19 protein-coding genes are annotated in these 16,427 nt (G+C 71.0%); 8 read left to right on the top strand and 11 right to left on the bottom strand.

The window, feature by feature from the left end; translation table 11 throughout:
• Positions 1-32 precede the first annotated feature (32 nt).
• Entirely contained in the window at positions 33-794 is a 762-nt protein-coding gene (locus tag I2501_RS28345; RefSeq protein WP_328806693.1) for a cysteine hydrolase, read from the bottom strand.
• Between the two features lie 227 nt (positions 795-1,021).
• Between I2501_RS28345 and I2501_RS28340 the strand changes: the two genes are divergently transcribed.
• Entirely contained in the window at positions 1,022-1,243 is a 222-nt protein-coding gene (locus I2501_RS28340; protein ID WP_196197121.1) for a hypothetical protein, read from the top strand.
• Here the strand turns inward: I2501_RS28340 and I2501_RS28335 are convergent.
• From I2501_RS28335 to I2501_RS28320, 4 genes are all read right to left on the bottom strand, one after another.
• Positions 1,240-1,725, bottom strand: a complete 486-nt coding sequence (locus tag I2501_RS28335) for a hypothetical protein (protein WP_196197120.1) — start codon at positions 1,723-1,725, stop codon at positions 1,240-1,242. The genes I2501_RS28340 and I2501_RS28335 overlap by 4 nt on opposite strands.
• 31 nt (positions 1,726-1,756) lie before the next feature.
• Positions 1,757-2,212, bottom strand: a complete 456-nt coding sequence (locus tag I2501_RS28330) for a flavodoxin family protein (protein ID WP_196197119.1) — start codon at positions 2,210-2,212, stop codon at positions 1,757-1,759.
• A 129-nt stretch (positions 2,213-2,341) separates the two neighbouring features.
• On the bottom strand, positions 2,342-3,061 hold the full coding sequence (locus I2501_RS28325; RefSeq protein WP_196197118.1) for a hypothetical protein: 720 nt from the start codon (positions 3,059-3,061) through the stop codon (positions 2,342-2,344).
• 117 nt (positions 3,062-3,178) lie between these two features.
• Entirely contained in the window at positions 3,179-4,456 is a 1,278-nt protein-coding gene (locus I2501_RS28320; protein WP_196197117.1) for a serine hydrolase domain-containing protein, read from the bottom strand.
• A gap of 288 nt (positions 4,457-4,744) precedes the next feature.
• On the opposite strand from I2501_RS28320, the gene I2501_RS28315 reads away from it, so the two are divergent.
• Together I2501_RS28315 and I2501_RS28310 are read left to right on the top strand one after the other, a co-directional pair.
• Positions 4,745-5,992, top strand: coding sequence for a chitinase (locus I2501_RS28315; RefSeq protein ID WP_196197116.1), 1,248 nt, complete (start codon positions 4,745-4,747; stop codon positions 5,990-5,992).
• A gap of 505 nt (positions 5,993-6,497) precedes the next feature.
• A complete protein-coding gene (locus I2501_RS28310) occupies positions 6,498-6,980 on the top strand; it encodes a GNAT family N-acetyltransferase (protein ID WP_196197115.1) in 483 nt (160 codons plus the stop codon).
• A 51-nt stretch (positions 6,981-7,031) separates the two neighbouring features.
• On the opposite strand, the gene I2501_RS28305 is transcribed toward I2501_RS28310, so the two are convergent.
• Both I2501_RS28305 and I2501_RS28300 read right to left on the bottom strand, forming a co-directional pair.
• On the bottom strand, positions 7,032-7,223 hold the full coding sequence (locus tag I2501_RS28305; protein ID WP_196197114.1) for a hypothetical protein: 192 nt from the start codon (positions 7,221-7,223) through the stop codon (positions 7,032-7,034).
• Positions 7,224-7,349: 126 nt separating this feature from the next.
• Positions 7,350-8,366, bottom strand: coding sequence for a GNAT family N-acetyltransferase (locus I2501_RS28300; protein ID WP_196197113.1), 1,017 nt, complete (start codon positions 8,364-8,366; stop codon positions 7,350-7,352).
• Positions 8,367-8,677: 311 nt separating this feature from the next.
• Between I2501_RS28300 and I2501_RS28295 the strand changes: the two genes are divergently transcribed.
• Both I2501_RS28295 and I2501_RS28290 read left to right on the top strand, forming a co-directional pair.
• Positions 8,678-9,145: a molybdopterin-dependent oxidoreductase gene (locus tag I2501_RS28295; RefSeq protein ID WP_196197112.1), complete on the top strand. Its 468-nt coding sequence runs from the start codon at positions 8,678-8,680 to the stop codon at positions 9,143-9,145.
• Positions 9,146-9,270: 125 nt separating this feature from the next.
• On the top strand, positions 9,271-9,891 hold the full coding sequence (locus tag I2501_RS28290; RefSeq protein ID WP_196197111.1) for an L-threonylcarbamoyladenylate synthase: 621 nt from the start codon (positions 9,271-9,273) through the stop codon (positions 9,889-9,891).
• 36 nt (positions 9,892-9,927) lie between these two features.
• On the opposite strand, the gene I2501_RS28285 is transcribed toward I2501_RS28290, so the two are convergent.
• The gene (locus I2501_RS28285; protein WP_196197110.1) at positions 9,928-10,707 is read right to left on the bottom strand and encodes an SDR family oxidoreductase; all 780 of its coding nucleotides are present in this window, start codon (positions 10,705-10,707) and stop codon (positions 9,928-9,930) included.
• A gap of 129 nt (positions 10,708-10,836) precedes the next feature.
• Between I2501_RS28285 and I2501_RS28280 the strand changes: the two genes are divergently transcribed.
• Both I2501_RS28280 and I2501_RS28275 read left to right on the top strand, forming a co-directional pair.
• Complete coding sequence (locus tag I2501_RS28280; protein ID WP_196197109.1) at positions 10,837-11,682, top strand: helix-turn-helix transcriptional regulator; 846 nt, start codon at positions 10,837-10,839, stop codon at positions 11,680-11,682.
• Positions 11,679-12,119: a VOC family protein gene (locus I2501_RS28275; protein WP_196197108.1), complete on the top strand. Its 441-nt coding sequence runs from the start codon at positions 11,679-11,681 to the stop codon at positions 12,117-12,119. Before I2501_RS28280 ends, I2501_RS28275 begins: the two co-directional genes overlap by 4 nt.
• Before the next feature lie 43 nt (positions 12,120-12,162).
• On the opposite strand, the gene I2501_RS28270 is transcribed toward I2501_RS28275, so the two are convergent.
• The gene (locus I2501_RS28270) at positions 12,163-13,425 is read right to left on the bottom strand and encodes an agmatine deiminase family protein (protein ID WP_196197107.1); all 1,263 of its coding nucleotides are present in this window, start codon (positions 13,423-13,425) and stop codon (positions 12,163-12,165) included.
• Positions 13,426-13,558: 133 nt separating this feature from the next.
• On the opposite strand from I2501_RS28270, the gene I2501_RS28265 reads away from it, so the two are divergent.
• On the top strand, positions 13,559-14,260 hold the full coding sequence (locus I2501_RS28265; RefSeq protein ID WP_196197106.1) for a hypothetical protein: 702 nt from the start codon (positions 13,559-13,561) through the stop codon (positions 14,258-14,260).
• 23 nt (positions 14,261-14,283) lie between these two features.
• On the opposite strand, the gene I2501_RS28260 is transcribed toward I2501_RS28265, so the two are convergent.
• Both I2501_RS28260 and I2501_RS28255 read right to left on the bottom strand, forming a co-directional pair.
• Positions 14,284-15,198 (bottom strand): DUF4436 family protein, encoded by a 915-nt coding sequence (locus I2501_RS28260; protein ID WP_196197105.1) that lies wholly within the window; start codon positions 15,196-15,198, stop codon positions 14,284-14,286.
• A complete protein-coding gene (locus I2501_RS28255) occupies positions 15,195-16,421 on the bottom strand; it encodes an agmatine deiminase family protein (protein ID WP_328806692.1) in 1,227 nt (408 codons plus the stop codon). Before I2501_RS28255 ends, I2501_RS28260 begins: the two co-directional genes overlap by 4 nt.
• Positions 16,422-16,427: the final 6 nt, after the last annotated feature.

The raw sequence follows: 16,427 nt of genomic DNA, 5'->3' as shown, positions 1-16,427 counted from the left end.
GCCGACACCATGATTCGCGGTATCGGCGCAGGTCAGAGGCGCTGCGCGGTCGCCCCGTCGTGGATCAGGTCGACGACCTCGGCCATGGCGCGGACGTCGCCGAAGCTGCGGTAGACCACGCGGAGGCTGGCGTTGTGGGCCTCGTCGTTGCCGCCCGCGCAGCCGTCGGCGACCATGATCACGCGGTAGCCCAGCTGGGCCGCGTCGCGGGCGGTGCCCTCCACGCAGACGCCGGTGACGGTGCCGCAGAGGACGACGGTGGTGATCTCGCGCTGCCGCAGCAGCGCGCCGAGGTCGCTGCTGCCGGGGAAGAGCGCGCTGGTCGCCGTCTTCTCCATCAGCACGTCGCGCTTCTCGTCCACCGCGAGGCCGGGCCAGAGCCGGTCGGCCAGCGGCCCGGCGCCGCCGGAGGTGCGGAATCTCTCGGCGACGAGCGGGCCGTAGAACTCCTCGCGCACCGGCAGCGCGCCGCCCTCGCCGGGCAGCACCCACACCACGCTGCCGCCCGCCTCGCGCAGCTCGTCGGCGAGCCGGTTCACCTGGGGCACGACGCCGCGGAAGTAGGACCCGTCGAAGAACGGCACCATGTCGACCACCACCAGCGCGGTCCGCTCCGGGTCGAGGTGCGTGAACGCGTGCCGACGCCCGCGCCGGCGCTCGTGCCGCCGGTACTCGTACGGGTCGATCCGCCACTGGTGCAGGCGCGGTTCCACGGTCTGTCGGCCGTCCTGGCCGGGGAAGCACGGACTGTTCAGGGCGTGGTCGTTACAGGCGTCGATGTCGAAGTCGGTCACGGGCCCTCCTCTGACGCGCGACGGCGCGGCACCGCCCTCGGGGTGTTGGGTTCCCGGATCCGCCCGAAGTAGTCACCGACCCGGCGACCGGCCTGCGGGCCGTGCGGCTCCTGCGGTGAACTCCAGCCCGCCTAAAGGTGTTTGAGATACACCCGGCAAACCCGGAAACCCGGAAACCCGGGAAGACGCGACCGGCACCGCCGTCAGGACGCCAGGAGGGGCACGCGATGGATGAGTTCTTCGAGTACGCCGTGCGGACGGACCGCCCCGGACGTCGCCCCCACGTCGTCGAGTTCAGCAGGTTCCACGGCGACGCCGAGGCCTACCGGCGGCACGAGGCCGCGCAGTGGGGCGAGGACCGGGTGCACCTGCTCACCCGTCTGGTGCGGCGCACGCCCTGGCAGCAGGCCACGAACGTGCCCGCGGTGCCGGTCGCGGCGGCCTCCTAGCGGCCGTCCGCTCCGCTGTGAACGTCGGCTCCCTGGCGAACGTCCACGTCGACCACCCACAGGACGGCCAGGAACGGGCAGATCGCGCCGGGGCCGGGAACGCACCTGCGGATCGCGGTGATCCGGCCCGTCCCCGGTCCGGTGGCCTGGAACAGCGCCTCCGCGTCGCCGTCGGGTGAGGTGGTCCCGACCGACTGCGCCAGCACCGTCGCGGACGATGACCTCGGCGTGCTCCACGCCCAGGTGTCGTTCTCGCCCAGGGCACCGGTCAGGCGGACCTCGATCACGTCGCCGGGGGCCACGTCCACCGTCCGGCCGCTGTCGCGGTTGGTGAGCACCACGGCAGCCACGGGGGCGGCGCCGGTCGGGGCGGCGCCGACCGGGGTGGGGACGTCGGGCCGGTGAGCTGCGACGGCGTCGGAGGTGACGGTCAGCGTGAGCACGGTGGCGGCCAGCGCCGCGACGGTGGCGAGCTTCTTCACGCCGTGCCCAACGAGCCTGTGTACGGATTCGTCACCGTAGTGCCTCGGCGAACGCATGTGCTGCCGCGAGGTCGCCGCCGTCGGGTCGCGTCCGGTTGATGCCGCCGACGAGCTTGAAGGGCAGCCAGGTGTCGTACCCGCGGCAGGAGAAGGTGTCCTCCACCGCGAAGCCCTTCCGTTCGAGCAGCCGCACCAGCGGGCGGCTGAACGGCCGGAAGCCCGGCTCCGGCAGGCCGCTGGTGGCGAACACGAACGCCCGGCCGCCGCTCCCACCCTCCGGCAGCGCCTCGGCGAACCGGCGCAGCCGCGGGTGGAACCGCTGGGAGAAGATCCCGGAGCCGAGCCCCACCAGGTCGTAGCCGGCCAGCTCGGCCGGGTCGACCTCCTCGGGCTCGACCACCGGAGCCGACAGCACCGTGCCCATGACCTCGGCGATCCGCCTCGTGTTCCCGTGGGACACGGACGCGCAGACGATGACTGCCTTCATGACGAGGCTCCTCGCTCTTCGTACTCCCGCTCGGCGCCGCCGGTCGGCCGCGCTCGAAAAGGAGGACAGGACGGAGCCGTGGGATGTGACATCGTCGACGAAGGTCGCCGGTCGGAGCGGAGGAACGGGTCACAGCCCGGATCCGGACCAGTCCACGGACTGCGGCGGCACGTTGGGGGAACCGACGTTCAGTTGGATGTCCTCGTGCGGCTGGAGGGTGATGTCGCGCGGGTTGCCCGTGAACTGCTTGCCGTTGACGTACGCGGTGACGGTGCCCTTGGCCGGGCCCACCTGGTCCGTCGACAGGGGCTGGCCCCAGATGTCGAAGAACTGGCCCAGCGTGTACTTGGCCTCGGTGGGCGACTCGACGTGGATGATGCCGTCCGCGACGTGGGTGTGCAGCCAGTAGTAGCAGGTGCTGGCCGAGACGAACGTGCCGCCGTTGGCGGCCTGCGGCACGGGTTGCACCACACCGATGCCGTAGGGGATGGAGTGCGCCTGCCCGTTCACGTACACCGCGAGGTGTGTGTGGATGTGGTAGGCGACCTGCTCGCTGGCGTCGCAGGAGATGCCGTCCACCGTCTTGCCGGTCGCGGCGGAGCTGATCGAGGCCAGCTCCGGGCCGCTCTCCACCGTGATGCCCTCCGGGCCCCGGGTGGACGTGGTCGACGACTTCGGGAAGTTCAGCACGATGACCACGACGACGGCGGCCACCACGATCACCGCTCCCACGATCATCAGCAGGCGCCGTCGGCGCTCGGCCTGCGCGGCCGCCGCCTGCTGGGCCGCTATCTTGGCCCGGCGGCTCTGGCTGCTCCGGCGGCCCGGTTCCTCACCGTCCTTCGGCATACCCACTCCCGGTGCTGTCCGGTTCGCATACCTCAGTCCAGCGTGGACGCACCGTCTGCGGGTCGCCACCCGAGCCGGGCGGGGCGTGCCCTCGCGGGGCGGGTGTCGCGGGCGGGCTCAGGGGTTGGTCGGCAGGTGGAACAGCTGCTTGAAGACCAGCATGGCGATCTTGTCCGCCGGGGCCGAGCCGTCGGGGGACTGGTTGAGGTCGAGCAGCACGACGACGGTGGCCTTGAGCGCCGGGTCGTAGGCCTCGAAGCTGTTGTAGCCCGGAATCTGGCCATCGTGGCCCAGGAAACCCAGGAAGTCGACAATGCCCAGGCCGTAGCCGGGGCCGCCAGGGGAGGGCCGGACGAAGGTCAGCCGCTCGCGCTGCAGCTCGGGGCTGAGCAGCGTCCCTTCGGCCAGGGCGGGCGCGTAGCGCAGCAGGTCGTGGACGTCGGAGTAGGCCTCGCCGGCCGCCCAGGTCCACGACGGGCTGGTGTGGGTGACGTCCTCGGGGACGCCCGCGGACCAGTCCGCCCACGCGGCGTCCCTGCCCGTCAGCATCGGCGTGGTCAGGCTCGCCACATTGGAGACGGCCTGGTAGCCGTGCGAGTAGGACGAGGGCAGCTCCGTTCCGGTCGGCATACCGGTCTCCGTCATGCCGAGGGGGCGGAAGATTCGCTGCTGGTACTCGTAGGCGACCGGGCGGTGGGTCAGCTGCTCGATGATCAGACCCAGCAGGACGTAGTTGGTGTTCGAGTAGTGGAAGCCGCAGCCCGGGTCGAAGTAGGAGTGGTGCCGGAACGCGATCCGCAGCAGTTGGTCCGGCGTCCACCGCGTCTGCGGCGCGCGGTCCAGCACGCGGTTGAAGTCCAGGTCCTCGCTGTAGTTGTAGAGGCCGCTGGTCATGTTGAGCAGTTGACGGATCGTGATGTTCTGTCCGTCGGGGACGTCGTGGCGGAAGCGGGAGACCTTGTCGTCCAGCGTCAGCAGACGCTCCTGCACCAGCTGGAGGATCACGGTCGCGGTGAAGGTCTTGGTGATGCTGCCGATCCGGAAGTGGTCGCCCGGGTTCATCGGCTGTCCCGTGGCGAGGTCGGAGGTGCCCAGGGACTTGATCCAGGTGCCCGAGCCGGGCGTGCTGACGGCGACGACACCGCCGGGGACGCGGAGCCGCTGCAGCTCGGCGATGAGCTCGGGCGTCAGGGTGGCGGCGTAGGGCGGCGCGCTGCGGAGCTGCTGCGCCGGGGCTGAGGCATCCGTCGGGGCCGTCGGGGCCGAGGCCGGGGCGGGCGTCGCCAGGGTCAGCGGCAGCAGCGTGGCTCCGGCGGCCAGCAGGGCGCCGAAACGGCGGCGGGCGGAGGCCGGTTGAGGGGAGGTCGGACGGGCGAAGACTGAGCGGAGGGGCATGGTCGCCTTCCTTGGTCACCCGATCGATTCTCCGGACGGGCTGATCCTGAGCGGCGTCGGTGCTGAGTCGATGAAACGACTGTCATGCCGCTCGCCCGACAGGTTGCTCCGACAGTGGGCGTGTCCGGGTCAGTGGTCCAGACCTCATATTGGTCCAGACCTTGACAGTGACCTGGCCCGAGGCCCACATTGACGATGTCTCAGTGCAGTGCGGCGCCGCCTGCATCACTCTCCACCCGCATGTCAACGTCGGCTTACCTTGCGTTCCCCCCACACGAAGGTGACGAGATGCGAAGACTGGGAGCGATGCTTCCCGCGACGGTTGTCGCGACACTGCTCACGGCGGGCACCCTGGTGCTGACCGCCGGTACCGGGCACGCCTCCACCACGGCGGCGCTCGGCAGCAACTGGTACGGCTCCGCGCCGTACTACTACACCCTGGACTCCAGCGCCCCCGACCTGGGCCAGGTGATGTCCGCGACCGGGCAGAAGGCCTTCGAGCTGGCCTTCGTCCTGGCCCCCAACGGCGGCGGCTGCACGCCGACCTGGGACGGAACGGATCCGGTGTCCTCCGACACCCAGGTCGCCGCGGTGATCAACGAGGTCCGCGCCGACGGCGGGGACGTCTCCGTCTCGGCCGGCGGCTACGGCGGCACCAAGCTCGGCCAGGAGTGCGGCACCCCGGCGGCCACCGCCGCCGCGTACCAACAGGTCATCAGCGCCTACGGGTTGCACGCGATCGACTTCGACCTGGAGGAGCCGGAGATCGAGAACTCCACGGCGATCAACAACGAGTTGGGCGCCGCGCAGATCCTCCAGGCCGACAACCCGGGGCTGTACGTCTCGGTGACGATCCCGTCGACCACGTCCGGCGCGAACTACTTCGGGCAGCAACTGCTGGACAACGCCAAGACGTTGGGGTTCACTCCGAACAACTACTCGATCATGCCCTTCGACGGCGGCTTCTCCGGTGCGGCCAGTCAGATCACCGCACTGCAGGACTTCAACACCCAGCTGATGAACACCTTCGGCTGGAACTCGGCGACGGCGTACGCGCACGAGGGCGTCTCCGGCATGAACGGCCGCACGGACAGCGCCGAGTTCTTCTACCAGGCGGACTTCCAGACGCTGTTGAACTTCGCCGAGTCCAACGGCATGTCCCGGTACACGTTCTGGGACGTCAACCGCGACCGCGAGTGCAACCCGCCGAACAACAACGGCAACCTGTCGGGTGAGTGCAGCAGCGTCACCCAGAACGCCTACGACTTCACCAAGTACACGGCCGAGTTCGCGGGCGCGACCCCGCCCACCCCCTCGCCGACGCCCACCCCGACACCCACTCCCACGCCTACCCCCACGGCCACCTCGACCTCCGGCGGCGGCGGAACCTGCGCGGCGGCGTGGAGCGCCTCGACCGCGTACACCTCCGGCCAGGAAGTCTCGTACAACGGCCACAACTGGACCGCCAACCAGTGGAACGACGACGAGACCCCCGGCGGCCCCTCCGGCGCCTGGAACGACGACGGCGCGTGTTAGAAGCCCCATCTCGGGTCACACCACAGGCCGGGCCGCTTCCACGCCCAGGAGTCGGCGCGGCCTGTGGTGTCCACTGGTTCCGGTGACGAGCGGAAGTCGAAGCCGAACGAGTCGGATGCGTAGCCTCGGGTCGTCACCGACCCTCGGGGGCGCCGCCGTCGAGGCCCGCGCCGCCGCCTGCGCAGCTCGAGGGCCCCGTCAGGTCGGTGCACTGGTGGGACGGCGCCATACAGGAGAACCAGGAGTGGCGGATCATGTTCAAGCTCCCGGCCGGGTTTTCCCTCGGACCGTGCATATCTGTGCGTCTCCGTTCCGACAGGAGGCTGCGGCCGGACCCGAAATGGTCTGCGCCTGTCGGGGGAGCTCGGTAGCCTGGCGAGCATGGAATGCTTCGCCTCCTGGCGTCCGCGCTGCTGAGGGCTCACTCGCTGCCCGTCTTCGCCGCGAGCGAGCCCGTCGATGCCTGTTCCTGCGGTTGTCGACTTCTCAGCGAGAGGCGCATTCCATGATCATTCGCAGCTTCGAGCCGCGTGACCTACTGCGGCTGACCGAGCTCACCATCGAGACCTTCGGGCCGTTCTACGAGGGCTCCTTCCGGCCTTTGGTCGGCGAGGTCATCTTCGCTCGGCAGCACGGCCAGTGGCGCGAGGACTACCGCAACCTCCTTGCCACACTGCACGCCCCGGAGCACAACAAGCACGTCGCCGTCGCGGACCTCGACGGAGCGCTCGCGGGCTACGTGGGCTGGGAGATCGACCCTGCCCGCGAGCACGGGACGATCACCATCCTCGCCGTCGACGAACACCACCGCCGTGACCATCTGGCCACCGAGCTGTGCGAGCACGCCTTCAGCCACATGCGTGCCCACGGAGCCGTGTACGCCGAGATCGGAACCGGCGGCGACGAGTTCCACGGCCCGGCCAGAGCGCTGTACGAAAGCCTCGGGTGCATCAAGCTGCCTGTGGCCGTGTACTTCCGCGAGCTGTAGCCCCGCACCTGACTGAAACGCCGGCCGTGCCACGAGTGCGAGGCCGGCGTTTCAGGGCAGCGGTGTCGGATCGAGGTCGACCGCCTCAACAGCCTTCAGCAGAGGTTGAGTGAGATCCTTGGCCGGCAGCTGCTCGAGGGCTGTTGCCTCTTCGAGGGGAGTCCGCTGGGTACCCGCAGCCTCGCGAATCGCACGTGCCCGAGCCTTTGTGTCGGTCCAGCTGGTGAAGTTCTCAGTGTTCATTGGGGCTCCTCCTCCATTGCCTTGAGGCGCTCGTCGTATCGCGCGTCGGCAACGGGAATGTTGGTTCGGTACCACTATGTCCATGCGCCGGCCGCCCGGTGACCCTCTTGGGCGGCACGTCGCAGCTCAGCGGGTCCCGTGCAGAGCCGCTTCGAGCGCGTCGACATCGGACTCGACGCTCAGCAAGGTGTAGGTGGCCTGGTAGCCGAGTTGGGAGTTGACGCGGATCATGTGGGTGTTCTCGGAGGCCGTCATCGTCTCCACCTGCTCCAGGTGGGGCAGGTCCGCGGTGAGCCAACGCATCATCGAGGACTTCACCGCCAGGCCGAGCCCGGATCCACGGAACTCCGACAGCACGCCCGTGTCCCCCTGATGGCCGTGGGTCTTCTGCTCGGCGTCGATGACCATCTCGGTGAAGCCCGCCACCGTCCCGGTGCGCTCGTCCACGGCCACGACGTAGCGGCGCGACTGCCCGGCCTTGAGGGAGTCGGCCTCGCGCTTGCGGAGGCGCTCGACCGTCCAGACCGGGTAGGTGAACGTCGCCTCGCCGATCGGCTGGTCGGCCATCGCCGTGAGGGCCTGGGCGAAGCCCTCCACCAGGTCGTCAGGCGCCGTGTCCGCCCACCGGCGGAGTCGGAACCCGGGCGGGGTCTCCACCTGCCACTGCGCCGGGTCCGCGGTCGTGAGGTCCAGGCGGTGTTCGGTGAGGCTCAGGACCGGGTGGAAACCGAGGGCCTGTGCCCACTTCTCGCCGTCCGAGTCCGCCTTCACCTCGCCGCCGATGGTCCGGCAGCGGCGCTCGCGGATCTCCGGCAGCGCCGCCCGGAGCAGCCCCGTCCCGACGCCGCCTCGACGGTCCGGGGCGGTCACGCGTACGGCCATGTCGCAGTATCCGCTGTTCTCCCCGATCGGGAACGTGGCGGTTGCCGTGCCGACCAGCCGTCCGCCGTCGCGTGCCTCCCAGCGCAGTCGCGACCACTGGCTGGAGGAGGACCTGCGCAACTGCCGCACGTAGCTGTCGTACGGAGGCACCGGGTTGTCGGGGAACTCCGCCTCGGACACCTCGACGAACAGCTCGTACCAGGCGCGCAGTTCGTCCGCCGAAGCGCGTTCGGGAGCGAACTGCGCTGTTTCCACGCCCATGACCAGATCCCTTTCCCATGCCTTGGTGACCGACGGCAGGCGTCCCGCCGAGACGCACGCTGACGCGGGACGGCCGACTGCAGGCGCCCCGCACGAAGGCAATCATGATCAGTTCGTGGCTGAACAGTCCCAGGGGCACGGTGACCGCCTTCCGCAGGGCAGAAAGCGGTGCCGCATCTGCCAAGAGAGTGGGATGCAAGCCCTGGCAAGTGCCAGATCCATGGGGCGATCGGGTGGGTATCTGCGTCCACGCGTGGGTACCACTTCCGCAACCTTCGGTTCTCCGTCGACCGGTTGCAGGGAGTGGTTCTGTGAGCAGATCCGACCTATCCGCGCCCGCCCGCACGCACGCGTCCGTGCGGCTGCACGGGATGCTCGACGCACCGGGCGAGCTGACGGTCGCCCAGCTGCGCGAGCTGCCCGTGAGTCGGGTCGAGGCGACGTTCGACTGCCTCGGGAGTGGCGAGCAGCGGCATCGGTTCGAAGGGCCGAGGTTGTGGGACGTGGTGCGGGCGGCGCGGCCGGTGGTGGATCTGCGGGGGCGGAAGGCGCGGCTCGCGTTCCTGCTGGCGGTGACGGGCGCGGACGGGCACTGTGCCGTCGTGTCGTGGGCGGAGATCGACCCGGACTTCGGCGGGCAGGAGATCCTGCTCGCCACCAGCGCCGACGGGACCCCGCTCGACGCCGCCGGACCGCAGCTGGTGGTGCCCGGGGACCGGAGCGGCGCGCGGTACATCAGCGGGATCACCGACGTGTGGGTGGGCCCCTTTCGAGGGTGAGCCGTTGAGTGGGTGGGCCCCTTTCGAGGGCGAGCCGTGGAGTGGGTGGGCCCCTTCCGAGGGTGAGGCGTGGAGGCGTTGAGCCGTTGAGCCGCGCGCGGCGTCCGATCCCGTAGGCTCGGCGGATGGCGAAGTACTTCGACGTGCATCCGCAGAATCCGCAGTCGCGCATCCTCGACAACGTGGTCGACCTGGTCCGGGGCGGGGCGCTGGTCGCCTATCCGACGGACTCGTGTTTCGCGCTCGGGTGCCAGCTCGGCAACCGTGACGGCATCGCCCGGATCCGGACGATCCGTCAGCTTGACGATCGTCACCACTTCACGCTGGTGTGCCAGAACTTCGCCCAGCTGGGTCAGTTCGTGCAGATCGACAACCGCGTCTTCCGCGCGATCAAGGCGGCGACGCCCGGCAGCTACACGTTCATCCTGCCCGCGACCAACGAGGTGCCGAAGCAGCTGCTGCACCCGAAGAAGAAGACGGTCGGCGTGCGGATCCCGGACCATGTCGTCACCCAGGCGCTGCTCGCGGAGCTGGGCGAGCCGCTGGTCTCCAGCACGCTGCTGCTGCCCGGCGAGGAGGAGCCGATGACGCAGGGCTGGGAGATCAAGGAGCGGCTCGACCACGTGGTCGACGCGGTGCTGGACTCCGGGGACTGCGGCACCGAGCCGACCACGGTCGTCGACTTCTCCGGCGGGGAGGCCGAGATCGTCCGCCGGGGCGCGGGCGACCCCGAGCGGTTCGAGTAGCGCGCGGTTCGACCCGCGCGCCCCCACCCGCCCGCCTCAGGACGCCGACGGCGGGGCCTGGCGGCCCGGCAGCATGGCGAGGGCCTGGGAGCGCTGGGCGACCAGCTCGTCGTAGGTGCCGTCCCGCTCGGCGTGACGGTGCATCAGCACGCCCTTGACCAGGACCTCGTGGGGCGTGGGGTCGGCCTGGAGCAGGTCCATCACCTCGGTGGCGTAGTCGCCCAGGTCCAGCGCGCGGGGGTTGAGCCGCGCCTGCTCGGGGGTGGTGGCGACGGCCGGCGGGACCAGCTCGGCGACCTCGACGCCCGTGCCGAGCAGCTGTGCCCGCAGCGCCTCGGAGTAGGCGTGCACGCCCGCCTTCGTCGCGGCGTAGGTGGGCATCGGCGGGAACGGCAGGAAAGCGATGCCCGAGGTGACCGTGATGATCGTTCCCGCGCCCCGCGCGATCAGGTGCGGGGTGAACGCGTCGATGACGCGGATGGTCCCCAGCAGGTTGGTGTCGACCGTCCGCTGCGCGGCGTCGAAGTGTGCGGGGTCGCGCAGGTCCTCCAGCAGCATGACGCCGGACATGGTCATCACGGTGTCGAGGCCCGGATGGTCGGCGAGGACCGTGTCGCGGGCGCGGTCGACGCTCGCCTGGTCGGTCACGTCGAGCGGGACGGTGGCGAAGCCCTCGGCGGCGAGCTCGGCGAGCAGGTCGGCGCGACGGCCGCCGACGACGACGGTGCTGCCCGCGGCGCGGAAGCGGCGGGCGAGTTCGAGTCCGATTCCCGAGGTGGAACCGGCGATGAGGATCGTGCGGTCGGAGATGTCCATGGGTTCAGCGTCGCCTCGGGCGGCGGACGCAACCAGTGCCCCCGCTGTACGGGGTCCTGGCAGGACCCCCTTTCGGGCCGTCGTCGCAGGCCCGGGCCGACCTACGATGGTGAGCATGAGCGAGGACGCATGAGCGAGGACGACCGCGTCAACCTGCTCGGCGAGTACCTGCGTGCCCGGCGCGCGCTGGTCACCCCGGAACAGGCGGGGATCCCGGCCGGCACGAACCGCCGCGTCCCCGGGCTGCGCCGCGAGGAGGTCGCCATGCTCGCGGGCATCAGCGCCGACTACTACCTGCGGCTGGAGCGGGGCCGGGACAAGAACCCGTCCGCGCAGGTGCTGGAGTCGCTCGCGCGCGTGCTGCTGCTGGACGACCTCGAACGCGAGTACCTCCTCGACCTGGGCCTCGCCGGCTCACGCCCGAAGCCACGGCCGCGCCGCAGGCCCGAACGCGTGCCCGCGCGGCTGCACCAGCTCCTCGCGGCGGTGCAGGTGCCCGCGTTCGTCGAGGGGCGCGCGTTCGACGTGCTGGCCTCCAACGAGCTGGCTGTCGCATTCAACCCGCGCCTCAAGCCCGGCCAGAACCGGCTCCGCTCGCTCCTGCTCGACCCGGAGGAGCAGGCCTTCCACCAGGACTGGGAGCGGTCGGCGGAGGGCTTCGTCGCCGTCTTCAGGAAGTCGGTCGGCGACGACACCGACGACCCGCGTGTGGTCGAACTGGTCGGCGAACTCGCCCTGTCGAGCGAACGGTTCCGGCGGTCCTGGGCGCGCCACGACGTGCGCGGTCTGGACGGCGGCACCACCACCGTCAACCATCCGGTCGTCGGCGAACTGCGGCTGCACCGGGAGAAGCTGCCGGTCGAGGGCGTGGTGCTGGTCCTCTACTACGCGGACGAGGGCAGCGAGAGCGACGAGAAGCTCCGCCTGCTCGCCTCCGTGGCGACTGGAACCCCGGCTCGTACGCTGGGGACATGACGCTTCTTCGGATGGACAACGTCGGTGTCGTCGTCGAGGACATGGACGCGGCGGTCGCGTTCTTCGCCGAGCTGGGCCTGAAGCGGGAGGGCGAGGCGACGCTCAGCGGATCGTGGGTGGAGAGCGTCGTCGCGCTCGACGGTCTCCGCTGCGACATCGTGATGATGCGGACCCCGGACGGCCACGGCGCGCTGGAACTGACGAAGTTCCACGCGCCCGCCGTGATCAGCCCCGAGCCGAGGCCCGCGCCGCTGAACACGCTGGGCCTGCGCCGCATCATGTTCGAGGTGGACGACCTCGACGACGTGATCGCCCGACTGCGCACCCGCGGCGGCGAACTGGTCGGCGGGGTCGAGCAGTTCGAGGACGTCTACCGGCTCTGCTTCCTGCGCAGCCCCGAGGGGATCCTGCTGGGACTGGCCCAGCGGACGGGCTGACGCCCGAGCCGCCGGGCCAGTCCGGCCGGTCGGCCTCCGGCCGTTACGGCGCGGGCTGGGGCTGGGTGACGCAGTGGATGCCGCCGCCCTGGTTGCCGAGGTTGTCGATGTCGAGCTGGACGACGGCCCGGCCGGGGAAGAGGCTCTGCAGCACGGACTTGGCGTTGGCGTCGGCGGTGGAGTCGCCGAACTGCGCGGAGATGACCGCGCCGTTGCAGACGTAGTAGTTGGCGTAGGAGTCGACGAAGTTGACGCTGGTGGCGCGGATCAGGTTGTAGTCCGGCGACTCCAGCGCGGTGACCGCGATCGCCGCGCCCTGCGCGTCGGTGGCCGCTGACAGGGTGTCGTACTGCTGCTGCTCGTCGTTGGACCAGATGTCCGCCGGATCGGCCGGGTTGGGGGTCTGCACGAGGCCGCCGCCGGGGGAGAGGAAGCGGGACGTGGCGTCGACGTGGTCGTCGGTGATGTCCTGGCCGCTGATGCCGGTGAACCAGATCACCTCGGACGCGCCGTAGGCGGCGCACATGGCCTGCTCGATCTGCGCCTGCGTCATTCCGGGGTTGCGGTTGGAGTTGATGATGCTGCTCCGGGTGGCCATCAGCGTGCCCGCGCCGTCCGTCTCGATCGCGCCGCCCTCGCTGACCAGCCCGGCGGCGGTGAAGCCGACGCCGAGGTAGGCGGCGACGCGCTGGGCCACGAGCGCGTCGCGGGCGTGGGTCTGCTTGTTGCCCCAGCCGTTGAAGTTGAGGCCGACCGCGTCCAGGCCGCCGGCACCGTTCGTGCGGAAGACCGGGCCGGAGTCGCGCATCCAGCAGTCGTCGATCGGGATGGTCCCGATCACCGTGACGTTCGGGTTGGTGCAGGCGCGCTTCGCCGCCGCGACGCTGGCGGAGTTGGCGAGCAGGTAGACCGGCTCGTAGGTGGCGATGGCGTTGGCGATGCGGGCGATGTCGGTCTGCATGCCGGCGAGCTTGCGGCCGTAGATGGCGGTGCTGTCGGGCCAGGCCATCCAGGTGCGGGTGTGCGGGACGCTGTCCAGCGGGACGGCGAACGTGCCGGCGGCCGCTTGCCTGAGGGCCGAGGTCCTCCTGGTCACCCCGGTGGCGGCCCCCGTGGCCCGGGTCGCGGCGCGGGCCGTTCCCGCGAGGCCGGTGGCGGCCCAGGCAGCGCCTGCGGCGGTCAGTCCCGTGGCGGCGAGGAAGCGGCGCCGGTCGAGCGTGCGGGCGTTCCGGTCGGCGAGCGGTGTGCTCGCGGGCGGTGTGTGCAAGGGGTCGTTCGGGCCGTCAGCCCTGCCGTGCTGGTCCATCCCAGGCCTCCCTTGGTCGGGGCGCGCGTGTGCGGCTGAGCGGGAAGCTATAACTGACCATGCGCTCGGTCAATAGTGCCCGCAAGGGTTGGTTCGGCCCACCGCGGCCGACGCGCCTGGCTAAGGTGGGCGCGTGGCGAAGGAAGCAGGCGCAGACGTGGAAGAGAGCGCACCTCAGGGGGCCGAGGGCGCAGGCGGGGAGGTCCGCGCCGCCCGCAAACCGCGGGTCTCGGCGAAGGGCGAGCAGACGCGCGCCCGGCTGATCGCCGCCGCGCGGAGCCTGCTCGCCGGGGCCGACGACGTCCCGTTCACCACGCGCAACGTCTCGGCGCTCGCCGGGGTGACGCACGGGATGTGCCACTACCACTTCAAGGACCGCACCGACCTGATCGTCGCCGTCGTCGCCGACATCCGCCCGGAGTGGATCACGCCGATGGAGGAGGCGGTCGCCGAGCCCGGCACCTTCGCCGAGCGCGCCGAGCGCGTGGTCGGCCTGCTCGCGCAGCCGGAGGCGGCGGACCTGGCCCGGATGCACTCGGCGCTGCACTGGTTCTCGCTGACCGACGACCGGGTGCGCGTCGCCGTGGAGGCGGAGTACGCCCGGTGGCGCGCCTGCTTCGTGGACCTTTTCCGCGTGCTCGCGCGCGAACGGGCCGCGACGGCGGGGGAGACCGGCGGGGTGGACGCGGTGACGCTCGGTGAGGCGCTGGCCGCGGCGGCGGACGGGCTCGCGGCGATCCGGTCCCTCGGGTCGGAGGTGGACGCGCAGGCGGTGGTGCGGGCGCTGGTCCACGGACTGGCCGCCGGCGCGGACCAGCTGCCGGTCGTGTCCTGACGGCATCCTGACGGTACGTCAACTTACGCTGGTGGCAGGGCTTTGGACGCCCCCTCCGCCGCGATGGCCCGGCGTTCGGCGCGCACGCCGAACGCGGTGGTGACGGCGAGGCCGGCGGCGATGATCGCCTCGGCCCAGAAGAACGCGACGTAGTCCATCAGCGAGCCGATCGGCGGGCTGCCGGGTGCCGCGTTGCGCAGGCCGACCAGGGCGAAGAGGGTCGCGGCCATCCAGCCGAGCGCGGGCCAGACCATCCCCTGACGCCTTCGCGCGAGCACCCAGGCGCCACCGGCCACGGCCAGGGCCAGCGCCCACATGGCCACCATCATGAACCACGCGAGGATGAACGTCCCGCGCGAGCGGCCCGCCCGGGCGTCCAGCCGGGCCACCGAGCCCGCCGAGGTGCTCTTGGTGGGACGGACGACGAAGAACGGGTCGGAGTCGCTGAAGGTGATGGCCAGCGGCACGTCGTGGCCGTCGACGGTCGCGATCCAGCCCGCCGACACGTCGTAGTGGTCGAACGGGTAGTCCGTCGGCGTGCCGTCGTAGAGACCCGCGCTGACCACCTGGAGCGGCGCGGGCTCGCCGGGGATGGTGTGGAAGGTCGTGGTCGTCAGCGAGACGGTGGTGATCTCGACGTTCTTGGTGAAGACGAGCGAGTCCGGCTCCGCAGCCAGGCTGCCGTGCGGGACCGCGGTGACCGAGAGCGAGAGCTCCAGCGCCGAGGTGTCCACGCCCTGGCTGGTGATGTCGAGTTCGACCCAGTCGTTCGCGGACGGGTTGCCGACGACCGTGATCTGCTGACGGCTGCTGCGCTCGTTGAGGTACAGGGCCACGCCCGCGCCGCAGACCGCCGCCACGGCCAGCACGAGAACCAGCGGGGTCCGCAGCGGGCGCAGGGATCGCCAACGGGACCGGCGACCGCCGACCGCCCTCACGAGGGCGACGCCAGCGGCGAGGACGCGTCGAGCTTCGGTTGCTGCTGGGTGGAGCAGTGGATGCCGCCGCCCCCGGAGGCGATGGCGTTGATGGACACCTGCACGACGTCCCGGCCGGGGTGCAGGTCGCGCAGCGTGGACGCGGCCTTCTCGTCGGCGGCCTGGTCGCCGAAGCGCGGCACGATCACCGCGCCGTTGCAGACGTAGAAGTTGAGGTAGGTGGCGAGGAAGTCCTTGCCGGTGCCCTGGATCCGGTCGAGGTCGGGGTCGGTGATCGTGATGACCCGCAGCGAGCGGCCCTGCGCGTCGGTGGCCTGGTTCAGCACGGTCAGCGCCTGGTCGGAGGCGGCGGACCAGATGTCGGGCGGGGTGTTCGGGCCGGGACGCTGGAGCGCCACCACGCCCGTGCCCACGAACCTGGCCAGGGCGTCGACATGACAGTCCGTGATGTCCTGGCCCGCGACGCCCTTGAACCAGATCACCTGGCTCACCCCGAAGAGGGTCTTCAGGTTCGCCTCGATCTGGTCGCGGCTGAGACCGGGATTGCGGTTGGGGTTGACCAGGGAGCTCTCCGTCGCCATCAGCGTGCCGTCGCCGTCGACCTCGATGGCGCCGCCCTCGCCGGTGATCGGGGCCTGGATGCGGCGGATGCCGTACCTGGTCAGCAGGTTCTGCGCGACGTGGCTGTCGTTGGCGTGGGTCTGCTTGTTGCCCCAGCCGTTGAAGTTCAGGTCCACCCCGGCGAGTCCGCCCTGGCCGGTGACGAAGGTGGGCCCGGTGTCGCGGGCCCACAGGTCGTCCACCTCCAGCGCGATCACCTCGACGTCGCTGCCGCACTGCTGCTGCGCCTGGTCGGCCTGGTCCGGACGGGCCATCAGCACGACCGGCTCGTACTGGGCGATCGCCTTGGCGAGGTTGGCGATGTCGTTCCTGACGTCCGGAAGCTGGTCGCCCCAGACCTCGCTGAGCGCGGGCCAGGCCATGAAGGTGCGCTCGTGCTCCAGCCACTCGGCGGGCATGGCGTAGCCCGAAGCCGAGGGGCTCTCCGCTCCGGCCGGGGTCGGGCTCGAACCGGTACCGCCGGTGCCGCCGCCGTCCGAGGAGGCCGGGGAGGAGCAGCCGGCCAGCGTGGCGGCAGCGGCGAGACCCGCGCCGGTGCGGAGCAGGGCGCGACGGTTCAGGCCGGGCTGGTGCATGGCACCCCGATCGATGGCAGCAGGCACGTGGGC

This window comes from Streptacidiphilus fuscans, from assembly GCF_015690355.1.
GTDB classification, from domain to species: Bacteria; Actinomycetota; Actinomycetes; order Streptomycetales; family Streptomycetaceae; genus Streptacidiphilus; species Streptacidiphilus fuscans.
This window is presented reverse-complemented; position numbering and strand designations above follow the sequence as displayed.

Bases quoted from the DNA above. Each gene is read 5' to 3' on its own strand.
- I2501_RS28290 (WP_196197111.1), top strand. From the start codon at position 9,271: ATGGCGAAGTACTTCGACGTGCATCCGCAGAATCCGCAGTCGCGCATC.
- I2501_RS28275 (WP_196197108.1), top strand. From the start codon at position 11,679: ATGACGCTTCTTCGGATGGACAACGTCGGTGTCGTCGTCGAGGACATG.
- I2501_RS28270 (WP_196197107.1), bottom strand. From the start codon at position 13,425: ATGGACCAGCACGGCAGGGCTGACGGCCCGAACGACCCCTTGCACACA.
- I2501_RS28315 (WP_196197116.1), top strand. From the start codon at position 4,745: ATGCGAAGACTGGGAGCGATGCTTCCCGCGACGGTTGTCGCGACACTG.
- I2501_RS28300 (WP_196197113.1), bottom strand. From the start codon at position 8,366: ATGGGCGTGGAAACAGCGCAGTTCGCTCCCGAACGCGCTTCGGCGGAC.
- I2501_RS28305 (WP_196197114.1), bottom strand. From the start codon at position 7,223: ATGAACACTGAGAACTTCACCAGCTGGACCGACACAAAGGCTCGGGCA.
- I2501_RS28280 (WP_196197109.1), top strand. From the start codon at position 10,837: ATGAGCGAGGACGACCGCGTCAACCTGCTCGGCGAGTACCTGCGTGCC.
- I2501_RS28310 (WP_196197115.1), top strand. From the start codon at position 6,498: ATGATCATTCGCAGCTTCGAGCCGCGTGACCTACTGCGGCTGACCGAG.
- I2501_RS28285 (WP_196197110.1), bottom strand. From the start codon at position 10,707: ATGGACATCTCCGACCGCACGATCCTCATCGCCGGTTCCACCTCGGGA.
- I2501_RS28330 (WP_196197119.1), bottom strand. From the start codon at position 2,212: ATGAAGGCAGTCATCGTCTGCGCGTCCGTGTCCCACGGGAACACGAGG.
- I2501_RS28340 (WP_196197121.1), top strand. From the start codon at position 1,022: ATGGATGAGTTCTTCGAGTACGCCGTGCGGACGGACCGCCCCGGACGT.
- I2501_RS28320 (WP_196197117.1), bottom strand. From the start codon at position 4,456: ATGCCCCTCCGCTCAGTCTTCGCCCGTCCGACCTCCCCTCAACCGGCC.
- I2501_RS28325 (WP_196197118.1), bottom strand. From the start codon at position 3,061: ATGCCGAAGGACGGTGAGGAACCGGGCCGCCGGAGCAGCCAGAGCCGC.